The organism is Acidimicrobiia bacterium, assembly GCA_041394025.1.
Classification (GTDB): Bacteria; Actinomycetota; Acidimicrobiia; order IMCC26256; family JAOSJL01; genus JAOSJL01.
On record JAWKJA010000003.1, the window covers coordinates 659275 to 683747 of the forward strand.

The following is a 24473-nucleotide window of genomic DNA, read 5'->3' on the forward strand; positions in this document are numbered from 1 at the left end:
CCGCCCATGCTCATTCTCCGGTCCGCCTCGGTTCCCCGCTCCTCCCACGCGGCTCGCTCTCTCATCTCTCTCATGTGAGCGCCGCACGACGCTCGAAGAGCTCCTCTGCCGCTTCTTGTGCATGCGCTCGGACGGCGTTCTCGTCGGCTGTGCTGACGACACCGTCCTCGACCAGACGCGAACCGTCGACCCAGACGTCGCGGACATCGGCGCCACTCGCCGCGAACACGAGATGGGCCGCGACATTGAAATCCCGGTCGTGGAGGACCGGGGTGCAGTGAAGGCCCTCCAGTGACACCGTGACGACATCGGCGCGTTTGCCCGGAGTCAAAGATCCGGTGACGTCATCGAGGTGCAGCGCCCGTGCCCCGTCGATGGTGGACATCTCGAGGATGTCCCACGGGTCACCCGTGGTCGGATCGAGGGTCGTGACCTTCTGCAACAGTGACGCGAACTTCATCTCCTCGATCATGTCGAGGTTGTTGTTCTCCTTCTCGCCGTCGGTCCCGAGCCCCACGGTGACCCCGGCGGCCCGCAGCTTCCCGATCGGCGCCGGGCCCGACGACAACTTCATGTTCGAGCACGGGCAGTGCGCCACAGCGGTTCCGTGGCGCGCCAGGGTCGCGATCTCGTCGTCGTCGACCCAGACGCAGTGCGCGACGACCGTGTGCGGTCCGAGGATCCCGCGATGCTCGAACTCCGCGATCGGCCGCCGACCGAAGCGCTCCAGCGACTGCTCGACCTCCCAGGTGGTCTCAGACGAGTGGGTGTGGATACCGGTGTCGAACTCCTCGGCCAGTGCTGCCGCCGAACGGAAGGCCTCCTCCGAGCAGTAGAGGAGGTGTTCGAGGCCGACCCACGACTGCACCCGCCCGCCGGCAGCACTCCGGCAGGTCTCCAGCAGCCTTCGGTTCGTCTCCATGCTCTCGAAGTAGTCGTAGCCGTCCAGATCTGCGACATACGGCACCAACGTGGCGCGGATGCCGAGCGTCTCGGCAACGGCGGCCGACCCCTCCATGAACCGCCACATGTCCATCACCGACGTGGTCCCCGCCCGCAAGCCTTCGGTGTATGCCAGCTCACTGGCGGCGCGGGCGATTTCAGGGGTGAGTGCGCGGTGGGCGGGATCGACGTAGTCGCGCAGCCAGTCGAAAAGTGACTTGGACTCGGCCGTGCCGCGCAGAAGCCCCGAGTGGAGATGAATGTTGTGCAGGCCCGGGATCACCGCGTGACCGGTGGCGTCCACCTCCGTCGCGCCGGCGCGACGGCGATGGGTATCGACCTCGGCAACCGGACCGACGGCGAGAATCTCGCGTCCGGCGAAGAGAACCGACCCCGGGTCGAAGGCGCGTCGCGGCCCGTCGGCGGGGAGTACGACTCCCCCACGCACCAAGACCGCCGGCACGTCGTCGCGTCCAGAATTCTCAACAATTCGTTGAATCGAGCCAGCATTGACGACTCGACCGGCGTTGTCAAGACGCTGAACGACCGTGTCGGCTCGCTTGCGCACCGTGGTGTCGCCCAGAATGGCACCCGTCGAGAGGACGGGGACGGGGACGATGACGACGGCCATGACGACGGTGCAGACCTCGACCCACCGGAGCCTCGGTCTCGAGGACACGGTCGTCGACGACGTCGTGCGTCGTTCGGCCGTGGAGCACCTCCGCGACGCGGGCGTCCTGCTGCCGACCTTTGGCGAGCTCGCCGACCCCCGAACGATCTCGCCGTCGATCCGCGCGGCTCTCGAAGCGATCGATCCTGCGGCACCGCATCCGCTCAACCTCTTTCGTGTTCACTGGTACAACTCGGCACGGAGCAGTGACGTCGTCGAGGTTCCCGATCACGTCGTCCTCGGAGAGCAGTTCACCGGCGTGTCGGCCCCGATCGTGGTCGTACTCGGTGACCGCTTCCCGATGATCGACGCACACAAGGTCCTGGCTGCCTACGGCTGCCTGGCGCCGAGACTCGTCACCGGCCGTTTCGACCCGGAGCACCAGCGGGCCGTGTGGCCGTCCACGGGCAACTACGCGCGAGGCGGGATCGCGATCTCCCGCGTGCTCGGATGTCGGGGCGTGGCGGTCCTCCCCGAAGGAATGAGCAGCGAGCGATTCGAGTGGCTCGAGCGCTGGGTCCTCGGGCCCGAGGACATCGTTCGCACTCCCGGCTCCGAGAGCAACGTGAAGGAGATCTACGACGAGTGCAACCGACTCGCAACCGACCCCGGCTGCGTCGTGCTCAACCAGTTCTGTGAGTTCGGCAACTACCTCGCGCACCGCACCGTCACCGGCCCCGCCCTGGAACGTGTTTTCGAGGCACATCGCGATCGTGCGCCGGGGGCCCGCCTCGCGGCGTTCGTGGCTGCGTCGGGATCGTCGGGAACCCTCGCCGCCGGCGACCACCTTGCCGCACGGCAGGGAGCCCGTGTTGTCGGTGTCGAAGCGCTCGAGTGCCCGACGATGCTCTACAACGGATTCGGTGAGCACAACATCCAGGGAATCGGCGACAAGCACATCCCTCTCATTCACAACGTCATGGCGATGGACGCGGTCACGGCCGTCTCCGATCGAGCGACAGACGAGCTCTCCGCTGTATATGCAACTGATGAGGGCCGTGACGTGCTGCGATCCGGTGGTGTCGACGACGAAACGATCGCGGCCCTCGACAGCTTCGGCCTGTCGAGCGTCTGCAACGTGATCGCGTCGATCAAGACCGCCAAGCACTACGGGCTGGGTCCCGACGATGTCATTCTCACCGTCGCGACCGACGGTGCGCAGCTCTACGGGAGCGAGCGGGAGCGCATCGTCGCGGATCGCTTCGAAGGTCGAATTGATCGGGGCGCCGCGGACCGGACGCTCCGTCGCCACATCGGCAGCATCAGCACCGACGACTACCTGGCGCTCGACGAAATCGGTCGCCGGCGCATCTTCAACCTCGGCTACTTCACGTGGGTGGAACAGCAGGGAATCCCGCTCGACGTCTTCGAGGCACGCCGTTCGGCGTCCTTCTGGGAGGATCTCGTCCCCGTGGTCGACCACTGGGACGAGATGATCCGCGCCGTGAACGACGAGACCGAGGTGGAGTCGAGCCTGTAGCTGTGCACAGTGTCAGCCGGTTCCGGTGCGTGGGGTGCGGCACGGCGCCGGACCCTGACGACGCCGCACCGTTCCGCTGTCCCGGTGCTGACACCGGCGGGGCCCACGTGCTCGCTCGCGTTCTCGACGCCGCAGAGACCGAGTTTCGTCCCCGGGATTCGCACAACCCGTTCTTGCGCTACCGGGATCTGTCCCACACCTACGCGCTGGCCCGGCGCCACGGAGTCGGAGACGACACCTACGGGGAGATCGTGTCCACGCTCGATCGCCACGTGGCGGACGTGGACGGTCGCGGCTTTCGGATCACGCCCGTGGTGGAGGCCGATCCGCCCGTCGGGAACAGGCTCTGGGTCAAGAGCGAGATCGAGAACGTGGCCGGCTCCCACAAGGCCCGTCACCTGATGGGTGTGATGATCCATCTCCAGGTCGTCGCACACCTCGGGCTTCCGGGAGCTCCGGATCCGCGTGCACCCCTTGCGATCGCAAGCTGCGGCAATGCGGCACTCGCTGCTGCGGTCGTGGCCAGAGCGGCCGGTCGATCACTCGACGTCTTCGTGCCCACGTGGGCCGATCCCGCCGTCGTGGACCGCCTCCGGGACCTCGGGTCGACGGTCCACACGTGCACGCGTGACGAGACCGCATCGGGTGATCCGTGTGTGGCCGCTTTTCGCTCCATGGTCAGACGCGGTGCCGTCCCGTTCTCGTGCCAGGGACCCGACAACGGACTTGCCGTGGAGGGAGCCAAGTCGATCGCGTGGGAGCTCGTCGACGCCCTCGGATCTGCGACGCTGGACCGAGTCATCGTCCAGGTGGGCGGGGGTGCCCTGGCGTCAGCCGTGTGGTCGGGTCTGACGGAGTACTGGGCGCTCGGTCTGCTCCCCCGACTCCCTCGACTCCACGTCGTCCAGGCGGCCGGATGCGCGCCCTTCGCACGGGCCCACGAACGTGCCCGCAAGGAGATCGACAGGGGAGCGTCGGTCGGTGAGGTCCTTGCTGCGGCTGCGGCCTCCCCGTCGGAGTACATGTGGCCCTGGGAGCCCGAACCCACGAGCCGGGCCACCGGGATCCTCGACGACGAGACCTACGACTGGCTCGTCCTCCTGGCCGGAACCCTGAGGTCAGGGGGGCGGCCTGTCGTCGTGAGTGAGGAGCTCATCGGCTCGGCGCCGACCCTTGCCGAGAAGCTCACCGGGCTGCGCCCGAACCCCACCGGTGCCGCGGGTCTCGCCGGCCTCGTCGCTCTGCGGGACGACGCCGAAGCCCTGCACGACGCCGACCACGACCCTGACCTCGGGCAGAGCGCCGTTCTCTTCACCGGAGGTACTCCGCGGGATTGACAATTTGTTGAATTCGCGGGAACCTAGAGGCGAAGCACGCGAAGACGCCGGACCCGAGGAGGCGCGGCATGCCACCCGCCACTGTGACCTCGCTCGAACTCAACGGGCAGCCGTGCGAGATCCGCGGCGACCACCCGCATCTTCTCGCAGCGCTACGCGACGAGGTCGGTGTCCTGTCACCCAAGGACGGCTGCTCACCGTCGGGCCAGTGCGGGTGCTGCACCGTTCTCATCGACGGCAAGGCACAGGTGAGCTGCCAGCTCTCGCTCGAGAAGGTCGAGGGGCGGTCGGTCACGACGCTGGAGGGTTTCGATCCGGGCGAACGAGATCGATTCGCCTCGGCCTTCGCAGCCAGAGGTGCCCTCCAGTGCGGCTTCTGTACGCCGGGGATCGTGGTTCGCACCAAGGCGCTCCTGGACAAGAAGGGGAGTTCTCTCGACCGTGCGACCGCTGCTCGTCACCTCGGCGCCCACCTGTGTCGTTGCACCGGGTACACCAAAATCCTCGATGCCGTCGAGGATCTGGCCGCAGGGCGCGTGAACGAGCCCGTGACGGCAGACAGGATCGGCACGAGTGGTGTTCGGTACCAGGGCACGGAGCTCTCCCTGGGCGACAAGCCGTACGTCGACGATCTCCACCCGCCGGCACTCCTGCACGGTGCACTCCACCTCGCAGACCACGCCCGTTCGGAAATCACCCGTATCGACACGTCCGCTGCAGAGGCAGTCGAGGGTGTCGAGGCGGTGTTGACGGCAGCCGACGTTCCAGGAGAGCTACGGGTCGGGCTCATCCACAAGGACTGGCCCGTGTTCATTCCCGAGGGGGGACGGACGTCGTACCTCGGTGATGTGCTGGCCATGGTCGTCGCGGTGGACCGGGAAACGGCGCGTCGGGCGGCAGGCCTGGTCGAGGTCGAGTACCGGCCCCTGCGCCCGATCGTCGACGCTGTTGCGGCCATCGAGGACGACGAAGACGCCGTGTGGGGACTCGACGGCAACGTGCTGTCGCGCTCCACCTACACCCGCGGTGATGTCGACGACGCGCTGGCAGGTTCCGCGCATGTCGTTCACGAGGTCTTCCAGACACAGAGGGTCGAGCACGCCTACCTCGAGCCCGAGTCGACTCTCGCCGTGCCCCAGGAAGACGAGACACTCCACGTGTACTCCGGCGGGCAGGGAATCTGGGACGACCGTGATCAGATCGCGAGCGTGCTCGATGAACCACCGGAGTCGGTCACCGTGGAGCTCGTCTCCAACGGTGGTGCCTTCGGCGGCAAGGAGGACATGAGCAACCAGGCCCAGACCGCGCTCGCCGCGAGACTCCTGGGACGACCGGTGAAGTGCACCCTGTCGCGCGAGGAGTCGTTCCTCGTGTCTCCGAAGCGTCACCCGATCCGTATCGAGGTGTGGGCAGGCTGTGACGAGAACGGTTCGCTGACGGGACTACGTGCACGAATGGTGGGCGATTCGGGACCGTACGCGTCGGTTGGCATGAAGGTCCTGGAAAGGGCCGCGGGTCACGCCAGCGGCCCGTACGTCTTCGACGCCCTCGACGTCGAGGCCGTCGCTGTGCGAACCAACAACAGCGTCTGCGGAGCGTTCCGCGGCTTCGGCGCCAACCAGGCACAGTTCGCGACCGAGGGCATCCTCGATCGACTCGCCGAGATGGTGGGTATCGACGGCTGGGAGATGCGCTCGCGCAACGTCGTCGGGCCGGGCCGGATCTGGGGACCGGGCCAACGGATGGACGACGGATCCCTCGGCGCCCGTGAGTGCCTCGATGCCGTGCGCGAGCCGTACCGGGCGGCCAAGGCAGACGGGAAGGCCGTCGGGCTGGGGCTCGGCATCAAGAACTCCGGGCTCGGAAACGGGTTTCTCGAGATTGCACGTGCCGTCGTGCGCTTCGATGAGGACGGCACTGTCGAGGTGCGGCACTGCTGGACCGAGATGGGCCAGGGTGTGCACACCGTTGCCGCACAGGTTGCAGCCACCGAACTCGGTGTGCGACCCGATGCGATCCGAGTGCTCGTCGACACCTCGAGGGAGCTCGGAGCAGGCCAGACAACCGGGTCGCGCGGAACGCTGATGGGCGCAGGCGCAATCGCCGCTGCCTGCGAAGAGGCGAAGCGGAACAACTGTCGCCCTGGCGTCGACTACGAGGGTGAGTACCGGGTCGACTGGACCAACCACCTCGATGACGACGTCGACGAGCCCGTGATCCACTCCACCTTCGGGTTCGCGGCCCAGCTGATGATCTGTGACCCCGAGACGGGAGCCGTCGAGCGTGTCGTCGCTGCCCATGACGTCGGTAAGGCGATCAACCCGATGCTCTGTGAGGGCCAGATCGAGGGCGCCGTCCACATGGGTCTCGGCTACGCGATGTCCGAGCAGTTCCCGTGTGATGACGAGGGACGACCCGTCAACACGACGCTTCGCAGCCTCGACATCATCCGACCCAAGGACATGCCCCCGGTGGAGGTGATTCTCGTCGAGGCTCCACAACCTCGGGCACCGTACGGAATCAAGGGGGTCGGCGAGATCGGACTCGTTCCCACCGCCGGCGCCGTGGCCGCCGCCTACCACGAACTCGACGGCGCATGGCGCACGTCGCTGCCGCTCGAGCCGCCGAACGTGGGGGGCTGACGACGGTGGGGGCGACGACACAGGGCCTCGTCTGCGCACACCACCACCTGTACTCCGCCCTCGCCCGTGGGATGCCACCTCCGTCACGGACCCCGAGGAACTTCACGGAGATCCTCGAGCTCGTGTGGTGGCGCCTGGATTCCGCCCTCGACCTGGAGTCGATTCGCTGGTCGGCGATGCTCGGTGCACTCGAAGCGCTCGAGAACGGCACGACGGCGATCGTCGACCACCACGCATCTCCCAATGCCATCGAGGGATCCCTCGACGTCATCGCCGGAGCCTGCGCGGAGGTCGGTGTACGCAGCGTCTGCTGCTACGAGGTGACCGACCGCAACGGCCTCGAGGGGGCACGAGCCGGGCTGGCGGAGAACGAGCGGTTCATCCGCTCCGGCGGGCGTGGGCTCGTCGGTGCCCATGCGTGCTTCACGCTCTCGGACGCCACTCTCGAATCCATCTGCGGACTCGCCGATGATCTCGACGTCGGGGTGCACATCCACGTTGCCGAGGACCGCGCCGATGCCGACGCCGGAGCCCGTCTCTCCAGTCGCGCTCGACCCGAATGGCTGCTCGCACACTGCGTCCACCTCGAAGCCGACCTACCCGGCACCGTTGCCCACAACCCGCGGTCGAACATGAACAACGCTGTTGGCTACGCGAATCCGGCCACGCGAGCGAACCCGATCGTTCTCGGCAGCGACGGGATCGGCGCATCCATGCTCGACGAGTTTCGGGTTGCGTTCGCCCGCCTCCGGGAGTCGGACGTCACCGCAACACCCGACACAGTGTGGGAGTGGCTCCACGCAGGCGCCACACTGATCCCCGAGGTCGCCGGCGACGTCGTCACCTGGTCCTACGAACCGACGGATCCCTGGCATCTGGCGTACACACCGGGTGTCCGGGCAGAGCGGGTGGTGATCGACGGTCAGGTCGTACTCGACAACGGCCGTCCGACACGCGTCGATGGACACGAGATCCGGGCACGAGCCCGGGAGGAGGCCGAGCGGCTGTGGCGCAGGATGTGAGCAACGACCGGGTCGCCCTGTACCTGCAGGACGCGCACCCGATTCGCGACGCGATGGGGTACGCACAGGCCGCAGAGGAGCGCGGATTCGAGGCAGTGTGGCAGGCAGAGAGTCGGCTCGTGCGCGAGGCCACGGTCCCGATGGCAGCTTTTCTCTCGACGACCGACACGATCAAGGCGGGCTCGGGCGTGGTGAACAACTGGACCCGGAACCCGGCACTACTGGCGTCGACCTTCTCGACGCTCGACGACCTCGCACCCGGCCGTGTGATCCTGGGCATCGGTGCATGGTGGGACCCGCTCGCGGCCAAAGTCGGCATCGAGCGCCGTCGACCGCTGCAGGCGATGCGTGAGACGGTCGAAGCCGTGCGGGGTCTCCTGGCCAATGAGGTCGTGACCTACGACGGCGACTTCGTCCACCTCGACGGCGTCGAGCTCGACTATGTCCATCAGGAACGCCGCGCCAAGGACGTGCCGATCTACATCGGCGCGACAGGGATGAAGATGATGGAGCTCGCGGGCGAGATCGCCGACGGCGTCGTTCTCAACTATCTCGTGTCACCGACGTACAACGCACGTGCCATGGAGCACCTGAAGGAGGGTGCGACCCGCGCCGGGCGCAACCTGTCCGATCTCGATCGTCCACAGCTCGTCGTGTGCTCGCTCGACGAAGACCGCGGGCAGGCCCTCGACGCGGCACGGCTCCTCGTGACGCAGTACCTGGGCCAGCAGCCGCACATCATGAAGGCATCGGGAGTGCCGAGCGAACTCCTCGACGAGATCGGGGAGGTACTCACCTGGCCGGCAACCGACGAGGAGATCGAGAAGGCGGCGCATCTCGTACCCGACGAGATCGTACAGATGATCACGGCCTCGGGTACCGCCGACGAGTGCCGCGCCAAGGTGGCCGAGTACACGGCGGGCGGCTGCACGTGTCCGATCCTCTATCCGCTCGGCGCTGACGTGACAGCGATGCTCGACGCCTTCGCGGTCGCGTGAACCCGTCGATGCCGGCACCGGTCGACCTCGTCATCACGGGCGCTGAGCTGGTCGCCACCCTGGACGAGGATCGAACCGAGCTCCCCGGCGGCTGGGTGGCGCTCGACGGCGGCCGGGTGGCCGCGGTGGGAGCGCCGGGCACAGAACCGCCCGCGGAGGCGACTCTCGACGCCCGGGGATGTCTCGTCACCCCGGGGCTCGTCAACACCCATCACCACCTGTACCAGAACCTCACGCGTGCGTTCGCACCTGCGCTGCGCGGCGATCTGTTCCATTGGCTACGCACTCTCTACCCGTACTGGAGCCTGATCGACGAGGAGGCGGTCTACGTCTCGACCTGGATCGGTCTCGCCGAGCTCGCTCTCGGTGGATGTACGACGACGTCGGATCACCTCTACCTCCATCCGCGAGACGCCGGCGACCTGATCTCGGCCGAGATCACAGCTGCACAGGAGGTCGGGCTCCGGTTCCACGCGACCCGGGGCTCGATGAGCCTCTCGAAGAAGGACGGGGGGCTACCCCCCGATTCCGTGGTCCAGGACGACGACGAGATCCTCGCCGACTCGGAGAGGCTGGTGCGCGACCACCACGATTCCGGGTCGGACGCGATGGTCCAGGTGGCGTTGGCGCCCTGCTCTCCCTTCTCGGTGACGCCCGATCTCATGCGCAGCACGGCCGAGCTCGCCGAACGGCTCGACGTACGCCTCCACACCCACATCGCCGAGACCGTCAACGAGGACGAGTACTGCATCGAGAAGTTCGGCTGCCGCCCGATCGAGTACTTCGACGACGTCGGGTGGGGCAGTGACCGTGCCTGGGTCGCTCACTGCGTGTGGCCGAACAACGCCGAGATCGAGCGTCTGGGCGACTGGGGCACGGGAGTCGCGCACTGCCCCAGCTCCAACATGCTCATCGGTGCAGGGGCGGCGCCGGTGGTCGATCTGCGCGCGGCGGGCGTTCCGGTGGGCATCGGCTGCGACGGCTCGGCCGCGACCGATTCGGCGTCATTGTGGATGGAGTGTCGCAACGCCCTCCTCCTCGGCCACCTGCGCGGAGGAGCCGCTGCCATGGGCTCGCGCGATGCGCTCGAGATGGCGACCCGGGGCTCGGCCGCGTGTCTGGGCCGCTCGGGTGAGCTCGGTCAGTTGACCCCCGGCGCGGCCGGTGACGTGGTGGCGTGGCCGCTGGAGGGCGTTCCGTTCGCGGGCGCCCTCTCCGATCCGATCGAAGCCTGGTTGCGCTGCGGGCCCGTGGCCGCCCGGCACACCATCGTGGCCGGCCGTCCCATCGTGCGCGACGGGGAGCTCCGCCTCGACGGTGTCGAGGAGATGCTCGCCCGCCATCGGGCCCTCGCCACCGCCATCCAGCATGGACCGGAGGCCACGTCACATGCGTAGGCCATGTGTTGACAAATTGTTGATTTCGCTGGAATCCTAGGCCGATGGGAATCGCCGTTCCGCAGACACTGGACGACACGCTGGGCGCGGTCGCGGATCAGCCGGGAGCCCAGATCCTCTCGGGAGGGACCGACTTCATGGTCGAGGTGAACTTCGGCCATCGACGTCCCGTCGATGTCGTGGCTCTGCGCCGGGTGAACGAGCTGCGTGGTTTCCACCGCCACAACGGGTCGGTCGAACTGGGTGCGGGACTCACCTACACCCGGATGCAGCAGCCCGACCTCGCCGACCTCGTTCCCGGCCTGGCCCAGGCGGCCCGTACCGTGGGGTCACCCCAGATCAGAAACGTCGGGACTCTCGGCGGAAACCTGGGAACGGCTTCGCCGGCGGGCGACACGTTGCCGGTGCTCGCCGCGCTCGACGCCTCCATCGAGGTGGCCTCGACGCGAGGACGACGGACGCTCACACTCGACGAGCTGATCGTCGGACCCAAACAGAACACCCTCGAACCCGACGAGCTCATCGTGGGCGCAACCGTTCCCGTCACGAACGGACCCCAGGAGTTCCTCAAGGTAGGGACGCGAAACGCCATGGTCATCGCCGTGTGCAGCGTCGCGCTCGTCGTCGACAGCGTGGCACACACCGTCCACTGTGCGCTGGGCGCTGCCGGACCCGTGATCATCCGTGCCACCGAGGCCGAGGAGTGGATCGCTCAACGTGTCGACTGGGATGCGGGTCGCGTCGACGATTCCCGTCTCGCGTCGGAGTTCGGACAGCGGGTTGCAGCCGCCGCTCGACCCATCGACGACCACCGCTCCACCGCCGAGTACCGCAGGCACGCCATCGGTGTGCTCGCGACCCGAGCTCTGGAGCGTGCTCTGTGAGCGCCGACACGTCTCCCGACCTGATCCCCGAGGTGGGCTATCGACTGCGCGTCAACGGTGAGGACCTCGAGGTCGACTCCGGGTGGCTGGGCGAGAACCTCCTCTGGGTGCTGCGCGAACGACTCCAGCTCTCCGGCTCCAAGAACGCCTGCGAACAGGGCGAGTGCGGTTCGTGCTCCGTTCTCATGGACGGTGAGCTCGTCTGTTCCTGCCTCGTCCTCGCCGGCTCGGCGATTGGGTCCGAGATCACGACGGTGGAGGGCATCGACGGTGGTGCACTGACCGACGTCCAGGATGCCTTCCTGGCCGAGGGCGCCGTGCAGTGCGGGTTCTGCACCCCCGGTCTCGTGATGGCCGTGCACGACCTCCTCGAACGCGACCCGTCACCCGAGCCGCTGGCGGTCCGTGAGGCGATCTCGGGGAACCTCTGCCGCTGCACCGGCTACGGGCGAATCTTCGCAGCCGTCGAGAAGACGATCAGAGAGCGTTCCGATGCCTGACGCCTCGACAACGACCGCGGGCGTGCGCGAGATGACGTCCTCACGTTCGGGCCGCGTCGGGGACAGCCAGCGCCGCCCGGACGGTGTGCCCAAGGTGAACGGCTCCTTCGCGTACTCGTCGGATCTGTGGGCCGAGGGGATGCTGTGGGGCTCGACGATGCGCTCCCCGCATCCCTCGGCCCGCATCGTCGCCATCGACCTGAGCGGCGCATGGCAGACCCCGGGGGTCCGTGCCGTCGTCACCGCCGATGACGTACCGGGTAAGCCCTTCTACGGCCTGGAGGAGCACGACCAACCCGTCTTCGCCGACGGGGTGGTCAGATACGCGGGTGAGCCGATCGCGGCGGTGGCGGCCGACCACCCCGAGATCGCCCGGCTCGCTCGCGACCGCATCGAGATCACCTACGACGTCACCGAGCCGGTGCTCGATCCCGAGGAGGCACTCAGGGGCCGACCGCTGCACCCGAACGGGAATGTCTTCCGGCATCTTCCGATACGACGAGGAGACCCCTCCGTCACGGGCGACGTGCAGGTCGAAGGGACCTATGAGCTGGGAATGCAGGATCAGGCCTTTCTCGGGCCCGAATCCGGTCTGGCCATCCCCGACGAGGACGGCGGCGTCGAACTGTTCATCTCGACGCAGTGGCTTCACGTAGACCGCGACCAGGTGGCCGACTGTCTCGACCTACCGCCCGACAAGGTGACGCTCGTGCTCGCCGGCGTGGGTGGGGCCTTCGGCGCGCGCGAAGACATCAGCCTCCAGGTCCACACCTGCCTGCTGGCACTACGAACCGGGCGACCGGTGAAGATGCTGTACTCGCGCGACGAGTCGTTCTTCGGCCACGTCCACAGGCACCCGGGCCGCTTGTGGTATCGACACCACGCAGACCGTTCCGGGCAACTCGTGAAAGTCGAGAGCCGCATCGTCCTCGACGGCGGCGCCTACATCTCGTCCTCGTACCACGTCACGGGCAACGCGGCGTGCTTCGCGCTGGGGCCCTACCGCTGCGACAACGTCGTGATCGACGCCTACAACGTACGCACCAACAACCCGCCCTGTGGGGCCATGCGGGGCTTCGGTGTCGTCCAAGCGTGCTACGGACACGAGTCCCAGATGGACAAGCTCGCCGCCGCTCTCGAGCTCGACCCCGTCGAGCTGCGTCTGCGCAACGCACTGGCGCCGAACGACACGCTACCCACCGGGCAACGAATCACGGGGACCCTTCCGGTTGCTGAGGTCATCCGTGCGACCGCGAGCGCCCCGCTCCCCCCTGAAGACATCGCCGACCCCATCGCCCGTCCGGGTGGGGCCGGTCGCACCGCCGACCCCGACCGGATACGTCGTGGCGTCGGCCTCGCCGTGAACTTCAAGAACCTGATGTACGCGGAGGGTTTCGACGACTTCTCGACCGCCACGGCGCGCGTTGAAGACGGGATCGTCACGATCACGTGCGCCTGCGCGGAGGTCGGCCAGGGTTTCGTGACACTCGCCGAGCAGATCGCCCGTTCCGTCCTCGGCATCGACGACGTCGTCCTCGCACCGGCCTCAACGGCGACGGTGGGGTCGGCGGGGTCGACGTCGGCGAGTCGCCAGACGTGGATGTCAGGGGGCGCCGTCGAGGCTGCATGCCTCGCCGTTCGGGATCGTCTCGTCGAGCATGTGGCACGTACCAACGACGTGGGCCTCCAGGGTCTCGAGGTGACCGAGGATGCCCGCGTCGTGTCGGTCGGTGGCGACGTCGATGTGTCGTGCGCGGAGGCGGCGGAAGGACTCGTGGTGGAGGAGACGCGCGAGTACCACCACCAACCGACGCGGCCGCTCGACGAAGCAGGCCAGGGTGACGCCCACGTGTCTTTCGTGTGCGCCGCCCACCGCGCTGTTGTGGACGTCGACATCGATCTCGGCCTTCTGCGCGTCGTTCAGATCGCCACCGCCCAGGACGTCGGTCGGGCCATCAATCCCCTCCAGGTCCTCGGTCAGATCGAGGGCGGGATCGCACAGGGCGTGGGACTCGCCGTCATGGAGGAGATCGTCCTCCACGGCGGCAGGATCGCCAATGCCTCGTTCACCGACTACCTGATCCCGACCGCACTCGACATGCCCGACGTCGTGACCGAGATGATCGAGCAGCCTGAGCCCGGTGCGCCATTCGGCGCCAAGGGTGTCGGCGAACCGCCCGTGGCCTCGCCCACACCCGCGATCGCGGCTGCCGTCAGACGGGCAACAGGGCTCGAGCTCCCCCGTGTCCCCATTCGCCCCCAGGACATCGCGTTGGCGAGTCCAACTGTGCGTCGCTGAGCGCGCCGTCGATCAGATCACCGGAGGACAGATGCTCGATCACGCGACAAAGGAGGCTGTTGCGGGCCTGAAGGAAGCCGGGATCGATTTCGTGTCCGGACTCCCCGACGGTTGGCAGCGCGACCTCCACGAGGTGGTCGAGGCAGATCCGTACTTCGAGTACGTCCCCGTGTGCAACGAGGGTGTGGGCTTCTCGATCTGTGCGGGGGCGTGGCTCGGTGGGCGACACACGGTCCTGGTGATGGAGAACTCGGGACTACGGGTCGCCGCCGAGTACATCGCGCGGATCTCGCTGGGCACGGGTGTTCCCGTCGTCCTCATGCTCTCGTATCGCGGAGACCTCGGGGAGACGGAGCACTGGGGAATCCCCCACGGGATCGTCGTGGAGCCCCTCCTCGACGCACTGCGCATCCCGTATCAGATCGTCCGGGATCCGTCCCACCTCCGGCGGGGGCTGCGGCGCGCCAACCGTCTCGCACAGGCCCAACTCCATCCGACGGCGCTACTCGTGTCGGGCGACTGCATCTGGGAGGAATGACGATGGCCCTCGACCGATACGAATGGCTCGGGCGACTCGCAGCCCGAGTCCCTGACGACGCTCTCGTGATGTCCACCTACATTGGGGCGGTCTCGTTCGAGTGGGCAGATCTCACGAACGAGCACCCCCGGACGGCACACCTGGGCCAGATGGGAGACGTCATCGGTTTGGCGGTGGGTTTGGCCCTCGCCCTTCCCCACCGACAGATCGTGGCGCTCGACGGCGATGGCTCAGTACTCATGGAGCTGGGTCAACTCGTCGCCATGGGTCAGTCCCGACCGGAGAACCTCGTCGTGTGGGTCGTCGACAACGGCTGCTATGAGTCGATCGGCTGGAACGCGGACGGTGCCCGCCCGACAGCCACCGCGACGAGCGCCGACCTTGCTGCCATCGCGGCCGCCTCGGGAGTCCCCCATGCCACGACCGTCGAGACCGAGGCCGAGCTCGACGCCGAGCTCGATGTCGCCTTCGGCGATGAAGGCGGGTGCCGCTTCGTCTGCGTACGCACCGAGCCGGGACACGCCCGGGTGGCACCCCGTCAGACCGACGGCTTCGAGGACAAGTACCGCTTCGTTCGCCACGTCGAACGCACAGAAGGTCGTTCGATCCTGCACCTGGCCGAACAGGACCGCCAACTCATGGCGGATCCCGACTCGCACTGAGTGAACTCAGCGATCCACACCGAGCACACTCCATGCCTCGGTGGCGATGCGGGCCGGATCGAAACCCACGGGCGCGCCACCTTCCACCACGGTTCGGCCCGCGACGACCACGAGGGATGCTGCGCTGGAGAGCCCGGTCAGGAGTAGACCGGCGACCGGGTCCTGTATACCGAACCGATCCACCGTGTGCAGGTCCCAGGCCGCGAAGTCGGCCGCCGAGCCCGGGCCGATCCAACCAAGGGCCGGACGTCCGAGGCACGTGGCGGATCCCCGCGTCGCTGCCCACACCAACTCGCGAGCCGAAGGCCACGCATCTGGTGGCACACGCTCGTCACGGTGAACGAGCGCGGCGATCCTCAGGTCGCCGAGCAGATTCGCCCCGTCATTACTCGCGGAGCCCGTCGTTCCCATCCCCAGCGTTATCCCGGCATCGAGCATCGCGCGCAACGGAGCGCGTCCCCACCCCATTCGCAGGTCCGGGGCCGGGAGATGAGCGATCGCCACCCCGGCGGCCGCGATCTCGGGAAGCTCTTCGATCGGTACGTCGGTCATGTGCGCGAGCCATGTGCGTTCGGTCGCCCAACCGTGCTCCACCAGGAACTCCCACGGTGTCATCCCGTAGCGCTCGCGAGTGAAGTCGGTGTCTATTCGCTCGTAGAGGTGCGTGTGCAAGCCCACCCCTTCGCGGTCGAAGGCCAGCGCGGCAAGCTCCTCGAAGAGCTCGGGGCGATCGACGTGCACTCCGCAGGGCGCGACGGCGATCTGTGTCATCGAGTACGGGGAGGCATCGTGATAACCGTCGATCAGCGACTCGCAGTGCGCAACGACGGTGTCCACGGCCTGCACCATCGAATCCGGCGCCGCGCCCCCAGCTGCTCGTCCCATCGTGATCGATCCTCGACACGCGGTGAGACGGATACCCAGCGCCGATGCAGCTTCGATCGTCGCTTCCACATATGCCGGGGCCGGAACGGCTGAACCCGGGAAGAAATAGTGCTGGTCCGCAACGGTGGTGATTCCTCCGAGCAGCGACTCGGCCAAGACCGCTCGGGCGATGGCGCGTACCTCCTGCGCGCCGAATCGCCCGTGTTCGAACCGCGTGAGTGCGTCGGCGCCGATGCCACGGAGCCAATCCCCTATCAGAGAGCGTTCGAGATCGGGTATCGCCCGCATCGCTCCCTGGTAGAGATGCTGATGGGCATTTATCAACCCGGGCAACGCCAGGAGACCCGAACAATCCACGATCTGGTCACAGATCGCGGGTTGGAGACCGACCCCCAACTCCGCGACCACCCCGTCGTCGACCAGGATGTCGGCCCCATCGAGCTCCCGATCGTGATCGTCACTCGTCACGATCCGATCAAAGGAGCGAAAGAGCGTGCGCACCACACGGAGGATACCGGTGGTCTCCTCATGAGCGAACCGATGTAGAACCGACCGAGACGCCGCCCCTGACCGGGATCGGCACGGAGCTCATCTCGCTTCCGTCCGCGTGTGTCAGGCCAGATGAGGGAACGAGTTCGAGGTCCGGGTCATCGTGGCTCCGGAAGCATCGAACCGAGTGCCGGTCAGCCACCAGCCATCGGAAGTGCGATGGCCATCTCGATCTCGGCGACACCGTCGAGGGACGCGTCGAGTCCCCCGAGCTCCCGCGAGTCCTCGCCGTCGATGAACACCATGCAGCGCGGATCGAGCCATCCGTACTGGTTGTAGAACCAGTCGCGCAGCTCGGCGCCGTGGCGCTCCACGAGCTCCTCGAGAACGTCGCGCACGCACACCGTCGGTTGCAGCACGAGGTGGTCATGGTCGCAGCCGAGCTTGTGCTTGAGACTCCCGATGTAGTGGACCCGGATCTCGACGGCCGTCGTCATGATCGGAGGAACGTCACGGTCGATAGAGGCCGGGAACTTCCTTGACCGGTGGGAAGATGCCGACTCGGAGCGTGAGAAGGCGCAGGCCGAAGCCGGCGACCACGAGAAGTGCCAGCACCACGATGACGAGCACGTCGCGGGAACCGTCGACTGCCAGCGCCACCAAGGAGAGAACGAGCGAGACGATCGTGCCGACCACGATCACACCGCCGACGAAGGCACTCCGATAGCGGCCGCGGAGTAGTCGGTCGAGGCTTTCGCGCTTGCCGGGGACCTCGGTACGGGTCAGGAGGTGTACTGCGAGCGTCACGAGGAGCGCGACGAGGAAGCCGACCAGGATCCGGAGATCGCCGCTCGTGACCGGTACGTCGTTGGCGACCGCCATCGTGAGCACCACCGCCATCGAGATGGCAGCCGACGAGAGGAGGAACTGGAGCGGCACGTTCACCGAGTGCCAGTAGGGAATCGCACGGGGACGAGCGAGCACGACCCCGGCGTAGACCATGACCACGACGGCGGCCACCATCGCCACGATCTCGATCGTCTGGCCGAGTCCCGAGGTGGCTTCGGCCTCCCATGGCAACGACTCGAACGGCTGAGCCGAGCCCAGCCGGAGATCGGGCAGGACGAGCAGGCCCCCCAGGGTCAGGAAGATGAGGTCGGCCCATGCGCCCCAACTGATCACGCTCGTACGCACGTTGACGAAAGCTCGCCAGGCCCGGAGCGGCCGGCCGAGGTCACCGATCAGGATCAGGCCACCGACCGAGATCGCGACGAAGCTCACCCAGTCGACGAGCGGAACGCCGAACCAGTGTCCGAGGCGGCTACTGAGATCGAGCGCTCGCGCAAGGATGAACAACCCACCGCCCACTCCCATGAGGGTGAACCAGATCGCATGCGACACGCCCCAGACGCGTTGGGTCTTGGGCTCGAGCCGCCAGCGATCCATGAACACGTTCTCGGGACGGTGCCCGTTGTGTCGTGTGGCGACCTCGGGGCCGGGATCCTGGACCCGGGGGGTACGGATGGCGATGTCAGCCGACATAGGACGTGTGAGCTCCCGTCTCGGCGTCGGGTCGCAGCACTTCGGCGGGACCTCGACGTTGCAGGTAGAGGCTGATCGGGCTGGTGTCGTCCTCCAGGTCACCGAAGATCCGGCACTCGGCCGGGCAGGTGACGACGCACGCAGGGGTCGCGAGGGGGTCGACACCCGGCGTGAGCCCGTTCTCGAGGCCGAAGTCGATCCGGTGTGCGCAGTACGTGCACTTGGAGACTGTTCCGACCTGGTGCCGTTCACGTGCCACCCGGTCGGGCACCGTGGGAAGCGTCCGGCTGCCATCGGCGAGCATCTCACCTTCGGCACCGGTGAAGAGGTGGATCGCGCCATAGGGGCAGGCGTTCATACAGGCGCGTGACCCGATGCACACGTCTTCGTCGGCGAGCACGATGCCGTCATCGCGACGCTTGAGCGCCCCGGAAGGGCAGGCCGTGACGCACGGCGCGTCCTCACAGTGGTTGCACAACGTCGGCAGGAACTGCATGCGCGCGTCGGGATAGGTCCCGACCTCATATTCGATGACGGGGGCGTAGAACGCGTCTGCCGGTGATTCGTTCTCGGCCTTGCACGCGATCGTGCAGGCGTGACAGCCGACGCAGCGGGCAGTGTCGATGACCATTCCCCAGCGCATCAGTGTCCGCTCCCGTTCGACTCGACGTTGGCGGAGATCACACAGTCGAGAGCCCCCGAGAGGAAGTCGATGTGGTCCTCGTCGATCGCGAGAAGAGCGTTGAAGTTCACCTCGTCGCCGTTGGCACCCTTGGACCAGCCACCACCGCACCCCTGGGTCGCCAGGACCTCGGGATGCACGAGCTGCGTGACGCGTGCCGCCGCCGTCTGGCGACGCCCCTCGAACGTCTCGATGGTGACCTGCTCACCGTCGACGATCCCGCGCGCACGTGCCGTCTCGGGATGGATCCACACCGATCGCAGGTCGTTGTGCGCTGACGCCACCGCGGTGAGCAGGGGGTTCTTGTGCGTGTGGCCGAGCGCGTGGTGCGACACCTTGAGGTTCACCAGGTACAGGTCGTGTGGAGGCGGGCGTTTGTAGGCCGGCCCGGGCTTCCAGTCCGGCAGGGCCTGGTAGTCGTCGGTCTCCCACGGCATACCGAGCTCCTCGGTGACCCGACGGACGTCTTCACCCGCCTTGGGCATGAACTCGAAGTAGACCTGTGCGCGAGCGTCGAAGAACGGGCGCGGGTACTTCTCCTGGACGGTCTTCGTGTCGGTCCACAGCCCGTCCTGGAGGTGCCACTCCAGGCCCTTGCCCTCGCCGAACTCGTTCTGGAGCCAGCGGTCGACGAGCTCGGTGTAGCTGTACTCCGCCTGCGGATCGAGCTTCCACGGCTCCCTGAGGTGGGCGATCGTGTTGAAGGACTCGTACAGGTCGGGGAGGAAGCCGCTGCGACGGGCGATCTCCAGGAAGATCTGCATGATGTCGACGTAGGGCTCACCCGGTACAGGGCCCTCGAACGGTGGGTGCACGACCGGTTTCGGTCCGTAGGCGGCGAGGTCGCCGTCACCGGATGCGTAGTGCTGGTACGCAAAGGGAACGAGACGCTCCAGGTAGTGGAGGTCGGGCAACACGATGTCGGCGAACTCGGTGGTCTCGTCGGGACGTCGGGTGACCGAGACGATGAACTCGAAACGCTTGAGGAACCGCTCCATCACGTCGGGCGGTCCGGACGTCTTCATGAGATTGGAGTGGTACTGGAGCATCATCCGGGGGAAGGGGGGCGGCTTGTAGACGTCCTCCTTCTCCGAGGCGAGGAGGTAGAAGATGGCTCCATAGGGGCCGACCGGCAGCAACTCGAACATCTCGGGAGTCTGGGGCTTGCGCACCTTGCGCGGCGGGTAGAGGCCTCCGACGCGTCCACCTCCCAGGAATCCCTGGGAGATGAGGCCCTCGGGACTGGCCGGACACGAGTACTCGCGCTCGGCGACCTTGCCCTTGAGGGAGTACGGGTCACTGAGCAGTCCCCCGGGCACGTCGATCGCACCCATGATCGTGGGCAGGAGGATGATGGCGAGACCGTTGAGCATCGAATGCTTGTGTGCGGAGAGACCTCGGTACCACGAGACCGTGGCGGGCCGATAGGGGAGCTCCACCCCGTCGATCTCGATCGTCTCGCCGATGCACGACGCCTCACCGAACTCACGCGCGAGTTGGCGGACGGTGTCGGCCGGTACGGTGGTCACCTCTTCCACGTACTCGGGCGAGTAGCGGCGGACATGCTCGCGCAGAGTCTGGAAGGCCGTGCGGGCCGTCTTGCCGTCGACCTCGTAGGTTCCCGACAGCGCCATCTCGCGGACGTCTCCGTCGAACGGCTTCGCCGAGCCGTCGGCCTCGTCCCACACCAGTGGCTTGTCCCCACCGTCGTGGCGCAGGTAGTAGCCGTCGGCGCCGACGAGATACGGCGCATTGGTCTTCGTGAGCAGGAACTCCCGGTCGTAGATGTCGAGCTCGTTGACGAGCTGGTCCACCATCCCCAGGATGAGTGCGGCGTCGGTCCCCGGGCGGATCGGGACCCACTGTTCGGCTCGAGATGCCGCCTGACCGCACACGGGGTCGACCGCGACGATCTTGACATCGTCGTCATCGCGGCGCTCGGAGAGCGTACGGGTCGCGTGCATCGTGTCGTAGTGCACGACGGAACCGAACTGCGATCCGAACAACATGATGTACTTCGAGTACTTCGGATCCGGATTGCCCTCGAACCCGTTCAGGTTCATGTAGCCGATGCCGTGGACGTTGTTCCCGCAGAAGATCTGCGCCGACCACGTCGAGTAGCCGGGCAGGCCGGCACCGTGGATGAACGACGGAACGAGCGCGCCGCGCAGGTGGAAGGCGTCGAAGGTCGAGAACATGAAGCGCTCGGGCTCTGTCTCGCGGATCTCGCTCAATCGACCGGCGATCTCGTCCAGGGCCTCGTCCCAGGAGATCTCGGTCCAGCCGGGGTCGACACCCACACCCTTGTCGGGGTTGGTACGGCGCATCGGCGCCGTCACCCGGTCGGGGTCGCGCAGACCCTCGAAGCCGGAGTCACCCTTGGCGCACGTGCGCCCGTGGTTGTGAGGGTTGGCCGGATCACCGAGGATCTTGTCGACCACGCCGTCGTCGGCGACGTGAGCCAGGATTCCGCAACGGTTGAGACAGACCGTGCAGGTGGACCGAACCCAGCCGTCACCGTACGCCGTGCCCGACCGCACTCCGAGGAGATCGGTCTCCACGATGTACCTCCGTGACACCGACCGGGCGCATCGCCCTACGAAGACCGGCTCCCCCCGGTCACACAGCTCGTGGCGACGCCGTCTCGGTGTCGATGTCGAACCTAACGACACCCCGACCCGAACGCAAGGAATTCTTCAACAAATCGTCAACCGCCCGGCGAGGGCAGCCCGAGTTGCGGGTCACGGCCTCGGCGACCCCGGTGGGTCAGCAGACGATGGAGACGAGCTTGGTCTCGAGGAAGGCCTCGATCCCGTCGTGACCCCCTTCACGACCGAGGCCCGACTCCTTGAAGCCGCCGAAAGGAGCCACCGGTGACGCCGGGAGCGGGTCGTTGATCCCGACGAGCCCGTACTCCAGTGCGTCAGCGACGCGATGGGCCCGACCGAGATCCCGCGTGTAGCAGTACGCAGCCAGGCCGAAGCGCGAGTCGTTGGCCCGCCGCACGACCTCGGCCTCGTCGGAGAAGGTCAGGAGCGGCGCAACCGGCCCGAAGGTCTCTTCCCGCGCGACGCGCATCTCGTCGCTGCAGTCTGCGAGCACGGTGGGAGCGAAGAAGAATCCCCGATCGAGGCCCTCCCCCTCACGTCGACCACCGCCGACGAGCACGCGCGCTCCATGCTCGACGGCGTCGGCGACGTGAGCCGACACCTTGTCGTAGCCGTCCTCGTCGATCAGCGGACCAACCGCGACGTCTGGATCGGTCCCATGACCGACGGCCAACCCTGCCACAGCGTCGGTGAGTTGCTCGGCGAAGGGTTCGGCAACAGCCTCCTGGACGAACAGACGGTTGGCACACAGACAGGATTGCCCGTTGACCTGGAACTTCGACGCAAGCACCCCCGCCGTCGCAGCCTCGAGGTCGGCGTCGTCGAAGACGATGAACGGTGCCTGACCCCCGAGCTCCAGGGAGACCCGGGCCAGGTGGCCCGCGGACTGGCGCACCAGGAGCTTGCCGACCTCCGTCGAACCGGTGAACGTGATCTTGCGCACGCGTGGGTCGCCCACCAGAGCGTCCGAGACACGGGTCGGGTCGGACGAGGTCACGAAGTTCACCACGCCGTCAGGGATTCCCGCCCGAGCGACGGCGTCGATGAAGGCCGCAGGCGACAGCGGCGTCTGCTCGGCGGGTTTCACGACCAAGGGACAACCGGCAGCGAGCGCCGGGGCCAGCTTGCGGGCGATCATCGCAACCGGGAAGTTCCACGGTGTGATGGCGAGGGCGACTCCGACCGGCCGGCGCTGTACCAGCAGGCGCTTCTGGGGGGTCGGAGGCGGAACGATCTCACCGTAGGTCCGTCGGCATTCTTCCGCATACCACTCCAGCCACTGCCCGGCGTAGGCGACCTCGAAGCGGGCCTGACCGATCGGCTTACCCTGCTCCGCGACGATCAACGAGGCGATGTCGTCGCCTGCACGCTCGAGCTCCGTCGCGATGCGCCGGAGCGCGGCGCCGCGTTCGGCTGCGGGTGTCGCCGCCCACTCGTCGAACGCCCCGGCAGCGGCGTCAACAGCCGCGTGTGCCTCCGCCGAGGTGGCGTCGCTCGCTCGCCCGACCTCCACGCCGGTCGCGGGGTCGACAACGGGGAAGGTGTCGACCGTGGAAATCCACGTCCCCCCGATGAAACATCCCCGAGCCTCGGTCACGTCGCTCTCGCTCCTCTCCACGACCTCTTCGCTCGCCGACGTCGAGGCATCGCCACGGCGTCATCGCGGTTCGTCGCGGAGCGGCCCGGTTCCCGCCGGCCGTTCGGGGCAGAACGGCCGGCGAGACCGGCGCTGGGGGACGAGCTGCTCAAACGCCGTCAGGCAGCGTGATGCTCCCGTCGTTGATGGCGGCCTGCGTCTCCTCGACGAGCTGCGTGAGCTCCGGAGTCTGGAAGTTCGGGCAGAGCTCGAGTCGCTGGATCTCGGGATCCTCGACGCCGTAGAAGAACGGCTCTTCGGCAAGGTCCTCATCGAGATAATCCTGAATGATCGACTCCACCAGGATGTCGGAGTTCAGGAACGCCGTGCCGACGAGGTTCGGATAGTCATCGCAGCGGGGGAAGATCACGCTGAAGAGCAGCTCCTCGCCACCAGCCTCTTCGGCTGCCTGGATGACCCCCGGATAACCGGCGTCGATGAGTGCGAAGATCACCTGGGCACCTGCGTCGATCTGGGCGACGGCGGCGTCCTTGGCCTTCGGCGCGTCGTTGAAGTCGCCGACGATGGTCGAGGCGTACTCGATCGAGTCGTCGGTGTCCTCCACACCTGCCTTGTACCCGTCATCGGACTGGGTGGTCGGTGGGATCTCCTCTCCGCCGACGTAGCCGACCGAGGTGACGTCCACTCCGGTCTCCGCGGCGAACTCGTCGGAGGCCGTGACGACACCCGCGACATAGGCGGGAACGCCCTGCCGAACCCCGTAGACGTGGAGGTTGGTGATCTCGGGGTCGGTCTCGCCATTGATGACCACGAACTGCACGTCCGGGAACTGGGGAGCGATGGTGAGCCCGGCTTCGGCGAACTCCGCACCGACACCGATCACGAGTTCGTTGTCGGCGGCCAGATTCCGCATCGCGTCGATTCGGGCGTCGGGGTCAGCAACGTTCTCCTGGACGTTCGGGGTGATCCCGAGCTCCTGTTCGGCGAGAACGATCCCGTTGTAGTGGGCTTCGTTGAAGCCCTTGTCGTCCTGCGGGCCTGGCAGAACCATCCCGACGCTCACGCCCTCGCCCGATTGGCCCGAGCCGTCGCCGGCCTCGGTTGTCGTGCTGTCACCTCCGTTGCCGTCGCTGTCGCTGTCGCATGCCGTGGCGACGAGCAGGACGCTGAACAGCACTGCCAGTAGATGTCTCCAACTCCTCATGGTGTTCCCCCAGCCTTCAACGGTTTGTTGATATCGGCACGATGCTCCTCCGACGCCGAAATGTCAAGCGGGAACGACCGCCGGCTCCGGGTCG

General features: G+C 67.1%; 19 protein-coding genes. 11 read left to right on the top strand and 8 right to left on the bottom strand.

Translation table 11 applies throughout. The annotated features are described in order from the left end of the window. Positions 1-70 precede the first annotated feature (70 nt). Positions 71-1405 (bottom strand): amidohydrolase, encoded by a 1335-nt coding sequence (locus R3A49_10580; GenBank protein ID MEZ5171175.1) that lies wholly within the window; start codon positions 1403-1405, stop codon positions 71-73. 166 nt (positions 1406-1571) lie between these two features. On the opposite strand from R3A49_10580, the gene R3A49_10585 reads away from it, so the two are divergent. The 11 genes from R3A49_10585 (at position 1572) to R3A49_10635 (ending at position 15371) form a co-directional block, all read left to right on the top strand. Beyond that, positions 1572-3092 carry a pyridoxal-phosphate dependent enzyme gene (locus R3A49_10585; GenBank protein MEZ5171176.1) on the top strand — a complete coding sequence of 507 codons (1521 nt, stop codon included), beginning with the start codon at positions 1572-1574 and terminating at the stop codon, positions 3090-3092. A 2-nt stretch (positions 3093-3094) separates the two neighbouring features. Continuing rightward, positions 3095-4429: a pyridoxal-phosphate dependent enzyme gene (locus R3A49_10590; GenBank protein ID MEZ5171177.1), complete on the top strand. Its 1335-nt coding sequence runs from the start codon at positions 3095-3097 to the stop codon at positions 4427-4429. 68 nt (positions 4430-4497) lie between these two features. After that, positions 4498-7071, top strand: coding sequence for a molybdopterin cofactor-binding domain-containing protein (locus R3A49_10595; GenBank protein ID MEZ5171178.1), 2574 nt, complete (start codon positions 4498-4500; stop codon positions 7069-7071). 5 nt (positions 7072-7076) lie between these two features. Further along, complete coding sequence (locus tag R3A49_10600) at positions 7077-8093, top strand: amidohydrolase family protein (GenBank protein ID MEZ5171179.1); 1017 nt, start codon at positions 7077-7079, stop codon at positions 8091-8093. Further along, complete coding sequence (locus R3A49_10605; protein ID MEZ5171180.1) at positions 8078-9091, top strand: LLM class flavin-dependent oxidoreductase; 1014 nt, start codon at positions 8078-8080, stop codon at positions 9089-9091. Before R3A49_10600 ends, R3A49_10605 begins: the two co-directional genes overlap by 16 nt. An 8-nt stretch (positions 9092-9099) precedes the next feature. Then, complete coding sequence (locus R3A49_10610) at positions 9100-10488, top strand: 8-oxoguanine deaminase (GenBank protein ID MEZ5171181.1); 1389 nt, start codon at positions 9100-9102, stop codon at positions 10486-10488. A 44-nt stretch (positions 10489-10532) separates the two neighbouring features. After that, positions 10533-11372, top strand: coding sequence for an FAD binding domain-containing protein (locus R3A49_10615; GenBank protein ID MEZ5171182.1), 840 nt, complete (start codon positions 10533-10535; stop codon positions 11370-11372). Between the two features lie 32 nt (positions 11373-11404). Further along, positions 11405-11872, top strand: a complete 468-nt coding sequence (locus R3A49_10620) for a (2Fe-2S)-binding protein (GenBank protein MEZ5171183.1) — start codon at positions 11405-11407, stop codon at positions 11870-11872. Next, complete coding sequence (pucD, locus tag R3A49_10625) at positions 11865-14171, top strand: xanthine dehydrogenase subunit D (GenBank protein ID MEZ5171184.1); 2307 nt, start codon at positions 11865-11867, stop codon at positions 14169-14171. The genes R3A49_10620 and pucD overlap by 8 nt, the downstream gene beginning before the upstream one ends. Positions 14172-14202: 31 nt before the next feature. Continuing rightward, positions 14203-14709, top strand: coding sequence for a sulfopyruvate decarboxylase (locus R3A49_10630; protein ID MEZ5171185.1), 507 nt, complete (start codon positions 14203-14205; stop codon positions 14707-14709). Positions 14710-14711: 2 nt separating this feature from the next. Then, a complete protein-coding gene (locus tag R3A49_10635) occupies positions 14712-15371 on the top strand; it encodes a thiamine pyrophosphate-dependent enzyme (protein MEZ5171186.1) in 660 nt (219 codons plus the stop codon). 6 nt (positions 15372-15377) lie between these two features. On the opposite strand, the gene R3A49_10640 is transcribed toward R3A49_10635, so the two are convergent. The 7 genes from R3A49_10640 to R3A49_10670 form a co-directional block, all read right to left on the bottom strand. After that, positions 15378-16544 carry an amidohydrolase family protein gene (locus tag R3A49_10640; protein ID MEZ5171187.1) on the bottom strand — a complete coding sequence of 389 codons (1167 nt, stop codon included), beginning with the start codon at positions 16542-16544 and terminating at the stop codon, positions 15378-15380. A gap of 395 nt (positions 16545-16939) precedes the next feature. Beyond that, the gene (locus R3A49_10645; protein MEZ5171188.1) at positions 16940-17242 is read right to left on the bottom strand and encodes a MoaD/ThiS family protein; all 303 of its coding nucleotides are present in this window, start codon (positions 17240-17242) and stop codon (positions 16940-16942) included. Between the two features lie 13 nt (positions 17243-17255). Next, positions 17256-18191 (bottom strand): NrfD/PsrC family molybdoenzyme membrane anchor subunit, encoded by a 936-nt coding sequence (nrfD, locus tag R3A49_10650; protein MEZ5171189.1) that lies wholly within the window; start codon positions 18189-18191, stop codon positions 17256-17258. Between the two features lie 85 nt (positions 18192-18276). Beyond that, positions 18277-18930 carry a 4Fe-4S dicluster domain-containing protein gene (locus tag R3A49_10655; GenBank protein MEZ5171190.1) on the bottom strand — a complete coding sequence of 218 codons (654 nt, stop codon included), beginning with the start codon at positions 18928-18930 and terminating at the stop codon, positions 18277-18279. Continuing rightward, a complete protein-coding gene (locus R3A49_10660) occupies positions 18930-21530 on the bottom strand; it encodes a molybdopterin-dependent oxidoreductase (GenBank protein ID MEZ5171191.1) in 2601 nt (866 codons plus the stop codon). Before R3A49_10660 ends, R3A49_10655 begins: the two co-directional genes overlap by 1 nt. A 205-nt stretch (positions 21531-21735) precedes the next feature. Then, entirely contained in the window at positions 21736-23175 is a 1440-nt protein-coding gene (locus tag R3A49_10665) for an NAD-dependent succinate-semialdehyde dehydrogenase (protein MEZ5171192.1), read from the bottom strand. A gap of 148 nt (positions 23176-23323) precedes the next feature. Next, positions 23324-24379 carry a BMP family protein gene (locus R3A49_10670; GenBank protein ID MEZ5171193.1) on the bottom strand — a complete coding sequence of 352 codons (1056 nt, stop codon included), beginning with the start codon at positions 24377-24379 and terminating at the stop codon, positions 23324-23326. Positions 24380-24473: the final 94 nt, after the last annotated feature.